The organism is Pseudoalteromonas sp. BZB3 (assembly GCF_040104455.1).
In the GTDB taxonomy this organism is placed as follows: domain Bacteria; phylum Pseudomonadota; class Gammaproteobacteria; order Enterobacterales; family Alteromonadaceae; genus Pseudoalteromonas.
In genome coordinates, this window is record NZ_JBECOS010000009.1 from 363,677 (window position 1) to 377,074 (window position 13,398).

At 37.7% G+C, this 13,398-nt stretch carries 12 protein-coding genes; 4 read left to right on the forward strand and 8 right to left on the reverse strand.

What is annotated here, in order from left to right:
- Positions 1-58: 58 nt before the first annotated feature.
- Positions 59-403, reverse strand: coding sequence for an ogr/Delta-like zinc finger family protein (locus ABMY35_RS09745; RefSeq protein WP_349286025.1), 345 nt, complete (start codon positions 401-403; stop codon positions 59-61).
- A gap of 243 nt (positions 404-646) precedes the next feature.
- Between ABMY35_RS09745 and ABMY35_RS09750 the strand changes: the two genes are divergently transcribed.
- The 3 genes from ABMY35_RS09750 (at position 647) to ABMY35_RS09760 (ending at position 2,281) form a co-directional block, all read left to right on the forward strand.
- A complete protein-coding gene (locus ABMY35_RS09750) occupies positions 647-889 on the forward strand; it encodes a PapB/FocB family fimbrial expression transcriptional regulator (RefSeq protein WP_349286026.1) in 243 nt (80 codons plus the stop codon).
- Positions 890-951: 62 nt separating this feature from the next.
- A complete protein-coding gene (locus ABMY35_RS09755) occupies positions 952-1,470 on the forward strand; it encodes a hypothetical protein (RefSeq protein WP_349286027.1) in 519 nt (172 codons plus the stop codon).
- Between the two features lie 418 nt (positions 1,471-1,888).
- A complete protein-coding gene (locus tag ABMY35_RS09760; protein WP_349286028.1) occupies positions 1,889-2,281 on the forward strand; it encodes a hypothetical protein in 393 nt (130 codons plus the stop codon).
- A 107-nt stretch (positions 2,282-2,388) separates the two neighbouring features.
- Here ABMY35_RS09760 and ABMY35_RS09765 read toward each other — a convergent pair whose 3' ends face one another.
- The 7 genes from ABMY35_RS09765 to ABMY35_RS09795 form a co-directional block, all read right to left on the reverse strand.
- The gene (locus tag ABMY35_RS09765) at positions 2,389-2,787 is read right to left on the reverse strand and encodes a 3TM-type holin (protein ID WP_349286029.1); all 399 of its coding nucleotides are present in this window, start codon (positions 2,785-2,787) and stop codon (positions 2,389-2,391) included.
- Positions 2,787-3,098: a hypothetical protein gene (locus ABMY35_RS09770; protein ID WP_349286030.1), complete on the reverse strand. Its 312-nt coding sequence runs from the start codon at positions 3,096-3,098 to the stop codon at positions 2,787-2,789. The genes ABMY35_RS09765 and ABMY35_RS09770 overlap by 1 nt, the downstream gene beginning before the upstream one ends.
- Before the next feature lie 201 nt (positions 3,099-3,299).
- Positions 3,300-4,472 carry a threonine--tRNA ligase gene (thrS, locus tag ABMY35_RS09775; protein ID WP_349286031.1) on the reverse strand — a complete coding sequence of 391 codons (1,173 nt, stop codon included), beginning with the start codon at positions 4,470-4,472 and terminating at the stop codon, positions 3,300-3,302.
- 718 nt (positions 4,473-5,190) lie between these two features.
- Positions 5,191-5,550 (reverse strand): hypothetical protein, encoded by a 360-nt coding sequence (locus ABMY35_RS09780; protein WP_349286032.1) that lies wholly within the window; start codon positions 5,548-5,550, stop codon positions 5,191-5,193.
- Between the two features lie 221 nt (positions 5,551-5,771).
- Positions 5,772-6,368 carry a hypothetical protein gene (locus ABMY35_RS09785; protein WP_349286033.1) on the reverse strand — a complete coding sequence of 199 codons (597 nt, stop codon included), beginning with the start codon at positions 6,366-6,368 and terminating at the stop codon, positions 5,772-5,774.
- 42 nt (positions 6,369-6,410) lie between these two features.
- Complete coding sequence (locus ABMY35_RS09790; RefSeq protein WP_349286034.1) at positions 6,411-6,686, reverse strand: hypothetical protein; 276 nt, start codon at positions 6,684-6,686, stop codon at positions 6,411-6,413.
- A 251-nt stretch (positions 6,687-6,937) separates the two neighbouring features.
- Positions 6,938-8,257 carry a dicarboxylate/amino acid:cation symporter gene (locus ABMY35_RS09795; RefSeq protein ID WP_349286035.1) on the reverse strand — a complete coding sequence of 440 codons (1,320 nt, stop codon included), beginning with the start codon at positions 8,255-8,257 and terminating at the stop codon, positions 6,938-6,940.
- A 160-nt stretch (positions 8,258-8,417) separates the two neighbouring features.
- On the opposite strand from ABMY35_RS09795, the gene ABMY35_RS09800 reads away from it, so the two are divergent.
- A complete protein-coding gene (locus ABMY35_RS09800; protein WP_349286036.1) occupies positions 8,418-13,244 on the forward strand; it encodes a hypothetical protein in 4,827 nt (1,608 codons plus the stop codon).
- The last annotated feature ends 154 nt before the right edge of the window (positions 13,245-13,398 follow it).

The following is a 13,398-nucleotide window of genomic DNA, read 5'->3' on the forward strand; positions in this document are numbered from 1 at the left end:
TTGGATTTCCTTACTTTTATTTAAAAGTAAAAATAACATTTTAAGTATCATATACCTATTAATTTTCTATCAAATCAAACTGTTCATGCTTAGGCAGGGCTTTAACTAATGATATCGCAATTTTTGCTGTATCTTTTCTTGGTGGGTTTAAGAAATGTTTGAAAGCAATTGTAGTAACAAATGTTGCCCCACATTCTTTACTATTAGTACACGAACAATATAAATCAGCAACGCCCGTTGATTGATTCTCTCTCGATGTAATGATTGCTTTGCTTTCACAGTTAGGGCAATTCACTCTCATAACTCTGCACCAAATACCTAAATAAAGAACTGTGATTATATACAGTGGTTGGTGTGCTGGCAAACAACCGTCAGAACATCTAACAAGATACCAAAGTGCCAAAAAATTCACTCCTCCTCGCCTTCCGCTTTCGCACAAAAAATGCGTCAAATTGACAAAGCTAGTGACAGCCATATTAAAGCTAACCCAAGTAAATAAAGGATCTAGGTAATTGTTGAATAGGATCTGATTGTCAAAGTTGTGACACGCTTTGACATGAAAGTGACAACAAAACCCTAAAATTCATTGTAAAAATTGAAAATCTAAATATGCTTAAATAATTATTACTTAACTCATAACTATTTTATGAAATACTTATTTAAAGGAATGCAAACCCAAGAACGTTTTGAACTGCTTTTATCGTTAACTCGAATACAAAGTGAGAGTTTGATCAATGCGCTTAACGATTACTTAGTCAGAGGTATGGATAAAAAAGCGGCGGCACTTGCAAATGGTGTTGAAATGCCAAACTTCTCAGCGGCACTTAAAAAGTTAGAAGAAAAAGCACAAATTATCGAAAAAATAAAGGAACTTGATGCTTTTCAATAGATTAACAATCATTCTTAGGGTAGCTTTAATAAAGTTGTAACTATCTAAAACAAGGAATAGTAATGGAAGCAAGTGATAGAAAACTAAAATTCATGCTTTTTTGTTCTGCAGTAGCTCTAATTTTTACTGTGTTGAACCCAATTGAAGAAATGTTCTATTTACAACTAGCATGTTTTGTTATTCCTCTTACGTTACCGAAAGATTGGTTTGAGCCTTCCTATGAATTTGATGAACCAATAAAAGTTAAGAAAGAAATTACTCTAGAATATTATGATGAAGTCATAAGCATTTATGGCATTATTCCTGAGGATAGCTGGATAAAGCTTTTAAAATATCTCGATGAAGAAGAGTATAATGATTTTGATTACTACGACTTAATGTGTTTAATCGACTTCGAAATAATAGATAACTTTCAAAATGCTTATGAAGAAAGTACTTCTGATATAGATGATTTAAGTGAGGAAGGGTATCTGTATACAGAAAACCTAAGAAAAATTTGTGGGGAGCATTCTCTATTTAATATGCGCGATATAGTTTATAGATTAGAAAATGAATCACTTGAACGAGAAAGTTTGAATTGATTTGGTGAAAACTCCGAACATTTTTTTTCTCAAAAATGCACGAAACAACCTCATAAGCCCAAGTGTTGATACTGCAATACCAACTATCACAAACTCAAAGTACCAGTGCGCACCGTTATAGCCCATTGCTTTCCAGTCAGCAGCCATATATGGCTGCATTGGCTTAATCAGGTGGCAAAAAACAAAGTTAAAAAGAACAAAATAATAATCTCATCAATAAAAGTTTTGTCTCGGTTCTTTAGTGTCAGTAACTCATAATCAGCGTCGTTTTGTTCTGCTTGCTCACATCGATTGTCTTTGCATTAAATTGGGCAATCTTGAAATTTTTTTCTGCTTTGGAAGTTTCATCCGAAATGTGTGTTCTCCCTCAAGAGTCTCAAGATAATATTTATGTGCAGTTCCTTTTTTGGATAAAAATATGTTGACTGCATTAATTTTTTTCAATAAGAATAGATGTGGCGGCAACATTGTGAAGAAAACTAATGTTTCAAGGTTGGTTTTATCATTTGTTTACTTCTGCATGCAGTTTTGCTGTTTTTTTATTAAAGATATTAATAACAGGAAATTAATAATGTCACTAAAAATCAAATTAAATACTAAAACTCTTAAAAATTTATCAAGAGATTCTCGAGCTATACCTGGTGATTTAACCCCTCAAGTAGTAGGTGGAGGTCTTACTCCTAATACTACAAACTTTCAAACTTATTGGGGTTGTGGTGGAACTGGTACCGGTGGCGGCGGTGGTGGTGGTGACGCGACAAGACGCTGTATTTCTATGGAAGTTCCAAACTGTAAACATAAAGGTCATTAAACAAAGCGCTTTTTATGTTTTAACACTTTGATGAATTTCAATCATTAATTGTGGATGAATAATAGACATTAATAATCAAAATTAATGTCTATCTATAAAAAATTAATTTACTTACTCACGCCCTTCAGTTTCTCTACTGTACGCAACCCAGCAAGGCCGAGCATTGCAAGCGTAAGCTCAAGCATTACTGCAAGAGGTATTCCGGGCTTGCCCATGTCAGGAAAGAGCCAAGTGAGAAGGGGATTGTTCACAAAGGCAAATAAAAAGCCTAAGCCACACACCAACATTAAGAAAGGTCGAGCACCCGCAACAAAAATGCTGCGGTGTGCTGCCTGTACTTCATTCACTTTGGTTTGAGCCAGTTGTGGCCTTTGCGCTAGTCGTTGTTTTACTGTCTCAAGAGTTAACTCTTCTTCTTTTGAGGTAAACAATTCGTCGAGTACATCGCCAACTGCTTTAACAGGTTCTGCGGTACCAACATTAAATACTTTTGATAACCAGCCCATCACTTACCCCTAAATTTATTAATCATATTCATAGGATCTTTACTAAACCTTTGCCCCAAATTATTCAGGCCATTGAACAAGTGCGGGGCCAAATATGCCCCCACACCAATAAAGCCAGATCGGGCGCTTTCGGCTACTTGCCAAAAGTCACAAAAGCTAGATACCAAATAAGCCGCAAGTAATGCCATGAGCGCATTAAAAAAGTAACGGCCAAAAGTAAACGCATGGGGCGATAAGTAGAGCTGAACCGCAGCAGCGGCCATGCTGATAACAACAAACTGCACAATCTGTTTAAGGTGTATAAGGTCCATTATTCTGCGTCCTTGCTTGGGTTTAAGTCGGAATATTCAGGTACTGCAAAATCAATGTGCAACTAGCTTAGCAAGTAACGGTTAATACCTTGCATAGTTTTTTTCGCCAATTTTTTCAATTCAATCTTATCGTGAAGTAAATATCGACGCCCATCATTTTTCTGATGGGCTATTTAGGGGAGTCTTCTGTAAATAATTAGATTAATGACTCAGTAAAAAACGATTTAAGTTAGAAGAATGAACACTAGAACTAGTCTTTTTATATCTAAGATTAAGTTGATCAGATGCAATTTCCTCGTCTCCGATCACAATACTGAAATTACATTTTTTCTTGAATGCATCTCTAACTCGATAGCCAATGCTATTATTTGAGTCATCGATAAAGCAGGAAATATTGGCACACTTCAATTGAGATTTTAGTTGCTGACAATAATCAATATGTTCTTTTGAAACAGGCAACAGTACAATTGAATAAGGGTTTAAAGCTACAGGCAGACGACCATGGTAGTGTTCAAGCAAGACTGCGATAAAACGCTCAAGTGATCCCAGCACTGCTCTATGTAAAATAACAGGGTGCTCCTTTTCACCTGCTTCGTTAATAAATGCACAGTCGAATTTTTCTGCGAGAAAGTAGTCAAGTTGAAATGTTCCACATTGCCAGTCTCTCCCCAGTGAGTCTTTAAGAATAAATTCTATTTTTGCACCGTAAAAAGCACCTTCGCCTTCTACAAGTTCAAAAACAATATCTTGTTCAGCCAACCCTTCTTGTAAGAGCATTTCAGAACGATCCCATAATTTATCAGACCCTAGCTTATTATCGGGCCGTAATGAAACTTTAACTTTAATCAACTCTCTACTAAATCCGAAGAATTGGTACATCTCGAAAAGTAACTGGCAGTAGAGCTTTAATTCATTCTTAATCTGTGCTTCACGACAAAATATATGTCCATCATCTTGGTTAAATGCTCTGAGCCTAAAAAGACCGTTTAATGCACCTGAGGGTTCATTTCTGTGGCAAAGACCAAACTCAGCAACACGAAAAGGTAGCTCTTTGTAGGAGTGAACCATGTCGTTGAATATATTAATGTGAAAGGGGCAACTCATCGGTTTAACAGAAAGGTTATTTTGCGAGAGATGGAACATGTTGTCACTATACTTCTCACTATGTCCCGAGTTTTGCCAAAGAGAATCGTTTGCAAGGACTGGACTTTTTACTTCTCTGTACTCATATCTATCTAACATTGAGCGTATATAGCCCTCAATACGCCTATACAATTCATGTCCTTTAGGATACCAGTCAACCATACCTGCGGAGTTTTCGGAAATGTTGAAAAGCTGAAGCTGTTTACCAAGTTTGCGGTGCTCATTAATCATTGTTGTCTCACTTTAAGTTTCGTTAATGTGTGACATGAACTGAACATACTAAAAAGGCTGACAATTCATGTCAGCCTTTTTTAATCAAACAAGTGCTAACACGACAATTAGGTGGTTGTCGTGGTGGTTGTGTTTTTAAAAATTGAAAAGCTTGATTTCACAAAAATACACTATGTTTTGATATAACATATCAAGGTTATTTAAGAGTTGGTTTTAAGTCAATACTGAATCAAATCTTTTTATAAAAATGGCTGCTTACTGCTTCAATTTATCTGTTCAGACCAAGTAAGTGTTCTGAATCAAAGCTGTCTTGATCTTCTTTCTATTACAGCGTTTTAACCTAGCTTCCAAATTTGAGAGGTAAAAGTACATTTTTTTAGGTGTTCTTATAAATGAAATCTAATTTACATATTGAAAGGGACTTTTGCTCTATAAAGTTACAAAGTTATATAAAACAATGTGTTATTGGTTTTATCAAATAGTTTTGTAAAAAATAGCAGGGATGCAATTAACGACATTTTATATGTAACTGATTATTTTTAGCTGATTAATTTTATTTTTCTACTGCGTCATACACTAAAAAATGTCAAACCTAACTAATAATTTCGATTTTTATAATTTTTTTAGGTAGGCAGCCGAACCGAGAATTGAGGTTTTTATAATTGAATGCAAAAAATAAGTTGCTATGTTTTGCATCCACACATTTAGCAGAGAATTGTTATTTGATTATCTCGATATCTCTTTGATGATGTAGTGTGATTTGAAGTTCACCTCTGACTTCTTCTACAACACCTGAAGCACAGATAGTTTGCCCTTGTGTGTTTTTAAAGCCTTCCCACTTTTTTTGAAGCTTTTTAGCGATATTTGAATTAAAGGAAAAGCTAATATTAGAGTTTGGGTATTTTCCATCTACATCGAGTTTGATATTTGCTCTTAATTTTCTGACATCACTTAATTGTCCGCATACAGTGACAAGTGAATTTAGATGATTGTAAGCTTCATGAGAAGCAATTTTATCAGGAGATGAGAATGCAGAAAAAGAAATCAAAGATATGCAAATTAGAGTTAGCTTGTTCATTATAAATCCTTTATTTATATTGCCTTACAAAAATAAGTTTAGAGCTTACATTTTAAATTTCAAGCTGGTTTATTTTCAAACTACTAAAGTGTTCATGTAAATACATCTTCAAGTGTCAAATTTAATTTTTACGTAAAATTAGCAACTAGCATTTAGACACAAAAAAAGCGCCATTCGGCGCTTTGTACTTTAACTTACATTACTTTGGGATAATGGGTAAATCAAATCTCTGTGTGATGAAGTAGGGTATCTACAATGTCACTGAATTTATTTGCGCGCTTCACTGTGTACAAATTTAAGCCAACCACTTTTGCTAAATCAATCACCCCAAAATAGCCGATAAAATTTGTTTGTGTGTCATCAGTCACAAGCAAGAACTCTGAGCCAGTTTGTTCCATGGTTTTGGTTATACTGCCAACGGTTGACTGCTCAACTTGCTTCAGATTAGTTTGTTGTAGCGTATTGATTGGTAGCATAACATCGCCAATTGTAAGCTCTTTACGATGGCAATTTAATCTGTCTGCGGTCGCTAATATATGACGGCTACCTAGTCTGGCATTTGAAATTAGGCCAACTATTTTATCTTTGGTATCAATAACAAAACTCATTTTATGATGTGTTTTGTTAAGTATTAGCTCTACCTCATCAAGACGCGTATCTATTTCAATATGCTGAATTGGGTTAAGCACAAGGTTATGCATTAGCTGTAAAGCTGGTTCATTTTCATCAATTAATTGATTATATGTGTTAGCAAATTTAACAGGAGCAAAAGTTAAGTTAGATGCAGTTTGTGTTTCTAATGGTGTAAATGCGTTCATGAGTCACCTCTTTAAAAAATTAATAAGCACGAAAGTTCGATATTAATTTTTGATAGGTGGTGCTCTTATTGGTGAAAACTCAATTTGTACTGTAGTAGCAGAAATTGAAAGAACAAACTCAGAGTGGTTTATCGGGCCTTTGATTATATCTGCTGAAGAAATAATGGTGTCGTCTAGATCGTCGATGACATTAACATTATCTTGATCTATCGCTACAGAATTTACAGACAAAAGAGTGTCGTGCTCGGCAGCTTGCGCGGTCGAGACATTAACTAAGCTGAAAACGCAAAAAAGCGTAAATATCTTAATTATGTTCATACTTCACCGTATTTAACACTCTAATAAACCCATAACTTCAATTTATGGGTGACCCAAATAAAAAACAAGACTTAATATGTAACAACGTATAAATCTTAGGTGAGTATGATACGCCGTGAATCTGAACTGGTTATGAATCGAACAGGTTGTGAATTAAAAAAGGTTTTTGGTGGGGGTTATAAATTAAAAGGCAGTTGCTTGCCCAAAGGAGCTAAAAGCCCCAGCAATTAAAATACTGGGGCTTGCGAGGCTTAATCTAGTTTTTCTAAATTCTTAGCAGCGTTTGGGTCATTGAAAACATGTGTATCGAACTCGTTTTCAGACTTGGCAACAACACACGTTACCATACAGTCGCCCGTTACATTTACAGCTGTTCGTGTCATATCAAGCAGTCGGTCAACGCCCATAATGATAGCAATACCTTCAACTGGCAGACCTACTTGATTAAGTACCATTGCAAGCATGATAAGACCCACACCAGGCACACCAGCAGTGCCCACAGAAGCAAGTGTAGCGGTTAGAATAACCATTAGGTAATCACTAATTGTTAAATCAACAGCGAAAACTTGCGCGATAAATACAGTCGCAACACCTTGCATGATGGCAGTACCATCCATGTTAATTGTCGCCCCAAGAGGCACGGTGAAAGACGCAACAGAGTTGTGTGCACCAAGCTTTTTAGTGGCTGTTTCGAGGGTTACTGGCATAGTCGCACTTGAGCTTGATGTACTGAATGCGAACATACATGCGTCTTTCATTTTAGTTAGGAAGGTAACAGGGCTTAAACCCGTTAGAACTTTTAAAAGTGCAGAGTAGTTGATGAGTGCATGAATAAATAGAGCGGCCAATACAGTAAAGAAGTATTTTGCTAAACCTAGGATCAAACCCATTTCAATGGTTGTAAATAACTTAGCCATTAAACAGAAAACACCAATTGGCGCTAAGTTCATTAAAATAGTCACAAGTTTAAGCACAACCGTGTTCAAATCATCAAACACTTTTGCAATACGTTTACCCGGCTCACCACTCAGTGCCATTGCAATACCAAATAAAAGCGCAAATACGATAACTTGTAACATGTTACCTTCAGCCATCGCATTGATTGGGTTAGTAGGGAACATGTTGATGATAACTTGAGTCAGGGTTGGTGCTTGTTTGGCGTCAAATGCTGCTTCTGTAGGTACGTCATATCCCACACCTGGGCTAACTAATAATGCAAGTGAGATTGCGACGGTAATGGCCACTGCTGTTGTGGTTAAGTAAAGTGCGATTGATTTACCACCTAAACGACCTAACTTTTTTGGGTCGCTTAAGCTACATGTACCACATACCAAAGAAATAAAAACTAAAGGCACAACCAGCATTCTTAAGCTGGCAATGAAAATTTGCCCACCTATGTGAAATAAGCCGTCTACAAAAAAGCCTTTTAAAGCTAAATCGAATAGTCCTAGAGGGATAAAAACGTCTTCTTTTTCACCAAGAATAAATTGAAAAAGCAGGCCTAGAAAAACACCCGCAACCATGCCCAGCATGATGCGAGTGGTTAAACTCATCTTATTATTTTGTGTCATATCGATTGTTAGATTTTTTTAAATTCGTAATAGCCTACCAGCATGGTGCCCTGAGACCAAAAAAAAACGTTAAATAGTTAAGAAAAAGTTGTGATTTTTAATCACTTTATAAGGTAACATGAAGAGATAATAATTTTAATTCAGCTAGGGAGAGGGGGTAATGCCTTTGATGCGCTGGTTTAGCATTTTGTTGTTTTCCTTATTAGTCACAGCTTGTGGCGGCGGCGGAACAATAGATAAAACGAACAATAATACTGGAGATGGTGGTTCTTCAAGCGATTATCAACTTACGTTATCGATTTTAGAACAAACGACAGAGCTTTCTCTGCAAACCCCCCTCACAATTGAAGCCACACTGAATAATGACGGAGCGGCTGTAGCCAATACCCGTATTAATTTCACGGCTGACGAATATGCCCGTTTTGATGGTCCGGCATCAGTGTTGACCAATAGTGAAGGTAAAGCTACGGTCAAGCTACTACCAACAAATCAGGAAGGTGCTGGTGAAATAACAGCTTCTGCATCGGTGTCTGAAATTACAGTAGAACAAAGCATTGATTATTCAGGTATGGGCGATGGCGGGCTGCAGCTGACAACAGATATTGTTGATCTTTCAGGGAATCTAATAAGCGCGGAAAATCCGCTAAGCCAATCGAAAAGCGCTTTAGTGCGTACCACACTATTATTCGACGGCAATCCTCGAGTAGGCGAGACGATAGATTTTCAATTAGACTCACTTGCCTCTACAAATAGTAACGCTAAAGTTGAAACTAACTCTCAGGGTATTGCTGTTTTAGCAATACATGCAACGAAAGAAGTTGGAGTCGGTGAGGTTATCGCCACCTATCAAGAAGCGCAATCAGTGGCTAATTTTACGACTTCAGGAAATCCGTTTTTTGGTGAAGAAGTTTATGCAATCACTTTGAATGGTATAAATGCTTTGACGGGTGAATCTCTCTCTAATTTGAGTGTTGCAACCCCCATCACGTTAGAAGCAACGCTTTTATTAAACGGCCAAGCCTTAAGTAACCAAACAATAGAATTTTCGGGTGATAACACTTCTGAGTTGCAAAGAACATCTGGGCTAACAGATGCTGACGGAAAAACATCAACAGTTTTAAAAGCAAATACGGTTAAAGGCTCTGGTATTGTTAACGTTACTTTCACTCCTCAATCTGGCACACAGGTAACTGAAAGCTTTAATTTCACATCTTTAGGCGATGGCGGCATTCAAATGAGCCTTACAGTGCTTGACAGTGAAGGTAATGAGATTAATGAAACAAATCCTCTCAGTGTTGCAAAACCAGCGATTGTAACTGTTAAAGTAGTTGAAGATCAGGTTGAAAAGCCTGGTGCTATTGTGGAGGTGGATGCAGGAACTCAAGCTTCGTTAGATTTCTCAAGCCGATTAACGCAAACCAATGGCGAAGCTATGTTTATTCTCAAGCCCAATACAGAAAAAGGGCTTGGAGTTATTACTGCGACTTATAAAGGCACAAGTCAATCACCTTCTACAGACAATATTAATGTGCAAAACACGTACTTTTCAATGGGTTTTAGTACAGATAGTATTGCGATTGATATTACGATTACTGACTCAACCGGTAATTTAATAACAGATACGAATAGAATTGGTGAAAATAAAGATGCATTTGTAACTATTACTCTAACTGAAGGTAACACGCCACTTGCCAACAAATTCATTACTGTTGATGTAGGTCAAAAAGGTGTTACCGTCCCAAGTGATGGTCGAGTTGTGACCGACACAAATGGACAGGCCAGACTAGTATTACAAGCCAACACCCAAACTGGTGCAGAAGCACTAACCGCTACATACACGCATAATGATGATTCAGATGTTGTTGGTGTTGAACCGTATTATACTGATGGTAATCCTAAGTTTGATATTGACCCTTACAAATTTGTATTCGTAGCGAAAAACGAAAGTGACTCGAATGTTTCTAATCAGTTATCAGGTACTAACCCGCTAATTTTAGAAGCTCAGCTTCTCTTCAATAACTCACCAGTAGCAAATAGTCGAGTGAGATTCGCGGTTGATGAATTTGCAACGCTGGATCACAAATCAGGCTCAATTTTGACCGACAGCCAAGGTATAGCATCAGTTCGTTTACTTGATAATGACCTCGAGGGGGCAGGTCGAGCAACTGTGACTTTCGAAAAAGAAGATGGTGATTTGGAGGCAAGGCTTGATTTCAACAGTGCTGGCACTGGTGGTATTACATTAACTGTCGGGCAAGTATTAGACGAAAATGGGCAACCAATTACGTCTGAAAACCCAGTTTCAGCCATTACTAATGGTTATGTTACAGTCAGTCTGACAGAAAACAACCAGCCTATAAATAATGCACTAATCCTAGTTCAAGGTGATGCTATTGCAACTACCCGTCCAAGTAACGGTAAAATTGCAACTGACTCAAATGGTCAGGCAACCTTTGAGCTTATACCAACAACTGAAGCCGGGTTAGGTGAATTCACTGTAACCTATCAGCAAACCGAAAATCTTAGTTTTACAGAAGAAGCATTTTTTCATTCTTCTGGTAACCCAAGGGATGAAACCAGCACTTACGACATAGATATTAGAATATTGACTGGGTGTAATGACGATTGGGATGCAAATCGTGAAACAGCAGAGCTGGACCCAAATGACGTAAATACTGGCTGTACTGACTCTAGTCGTATTAGTTCAAATGAATTGGCAGAAGTTTTTGTTAAGCTATCATCTAAGCAAAGTGGTACAGCTTTAACTCGTGAAATTGTCAATGTATCAACAACCATTGGTCAGATTTTACCAAGTAGTGGTACAGCATTGACTGATGAATTTGGTGTTGCCTTATTAAAGCTTCAGCCAGGTGATAGTGGTGGTGCAGGTACTGTGTCTGCAACTTATGATGGAGAGACAAATACCAGTAACTTCTCAGTTGGTGTTGTTGATCTAGAGATCAGCCTTGATAATGGCCTAGATGAGGGCGTTACTGAACTCAAAGCGGGTGGTAGTACAGTTATTACAGCAACGCTTCGTGATGAAGAGGGTAATTTATATCTAACACCTGCCGACGTAAACTTCTCTTCAGTGTGTGCTGCGAATGAAGAAGCACAACTTGATGCGCAAGTTAAATCATCCAATGGAGAGGCCACAGCAACTTACCGAGCGAATGGTTGTAGTATTACAGATACAATTACAGCAACTGTTGAAGCGGGCGGTAATAACTTTGTTAACTCTATCGAATTGACAGTCAGCGAGTCGCCAGCACAAGCTCTCAAGTTTTTAACAACCAATGAAAATTTTGAGCAGTTTATTGCACTACCACCTGGTGAAGGTGGCGCGCCCACATTATCCGTTGTTGAATTTCAACTTTTAGACGAAGACACAAATCCGATCAAACAAAAGCGTATCGACTTCAGACTTACTGATGGAATTGGTGCAGCAAGTTTAACCCAATCATCTAGCAGTACTGATAACGAGGGTAAGGCACAAACCACAGTGACTTCAGGTATAGTACCAAGTCCTCTAGTAGTTGAAGCATGTTATGTTCCAGACGACTTAATTGAGCAAGTTGAGAACACTGATAAACAGGTAACCTGTTGGCCAGATGACTTTGACCGCTGTAATGTTGACCCTCGCCCTGATGATTGCCCTGCCGGAGGTTATGTACTTGTACCAATTTCTGAGCAAATCACAGGTGTGTCATCACGTATTCTTTTGAGTTCTGGTGTAACTGATCAAGATAGCTTTGATGCTGAGTTAGTAACAAAAAATATTAATGCGTTAGATTATGTGGGCGCGACTGTGGACATTAATATTTTCTTTGGTGATCAATTTAATCAACTCAGTGGTGATGGAGTTACTGCAACTGTAGAAGCAAACTCAGGAGTAGTTGGAACCTTTGATGGAGAAGAGTTCACGCCTCTGTATAACTGTTCTAGTGTTGATGCAACTTGTACGTTGACATGGAGAAGGCAAGGTGATGTTCCTTTCTCTGACAGCGCTTGGGGCAACCAAATCGGTGAGGTATGTGATACATATTTTGGAAAATCAGCGCCATGTATTGGTGCTTACCCAACTACTGATGGCAGTGTTACAGACGATGATGGCAATATCATCAACAATATTGTACAAGGTGGGAGAGTTAACTTTTTAGTTGTTGCTAAAGGACAAGAAAGTTTTATTGACAGGCCAAGTTCAGACGGAATTGATAGACGAAATGGCCGTTTTGATGAAGGTGAATTTTATTATAGTTTTGATAGACCCGAAGCATTTATAGATTTTAATGGAAATGGTCAATTTGATGGTGCAAATCTTTGCTCTCAAAGCTCTGAAGATGATGTTGACCCAAATACTGATGCGTGTGAACCTAAACAATCTGACGGTGGGGTATTTGAAACCTTTAGAGACTTAAATAATGATGGTTTATATACAGATGCCAATGGTGTATATGACGGTTTACTTTGCGGAGAAGTAGCCCAAGCGTCTGGAAAGTGTAATAAAGGTCTTATTGAGGTAAGGCGAAATTTAGAGCTTATTCTTTCTGACGATGAACCGTTTGTTCGTTTTGCCGTACCATCTACGTATGGTGGTGTTAATTGCGCGTCTCAAAACGGCCTTACTCTTGAAACTTCTGATAACTCAACTTACTGTGATATCTCTTCTGTTACATTGGGCGACGCTGGTGTTGAAAGTGTGCCGATTTATATATTTTATTCAGATGTTAATGGCAATCCATTGCCCGCAGGTACTGAAATCGAGGTAACAACCACCAATGGTAAACTTGATTTATTCGCTGGTGATGCTGTTGTTCCAAATAAGCTAAGTAATGAAACAAGTTTTTCAATTGCAAACTTGAGCCGTGAAGTAGAGTCAAACGGTCAAGAAGTAGGTCTTCTGTCTATTCAGTTTACCTTCACTAAACCTGATGGCAATAACGAGGTAATATCCTACTCACTAAGCGTGGATGACGCCAATCCATAACCCTACTTGAAAAAATGCCAACCTAACGGTTGGCATTTTTGCATTGTTTCCATTATATTGCGCAGCTTACTTATTGCTTGATACATTTTTGCTTAAAATTGCAACAAAAACTGTGTAATTAATCATTAATCAGCTAAAACTTTGTATTAAAAGC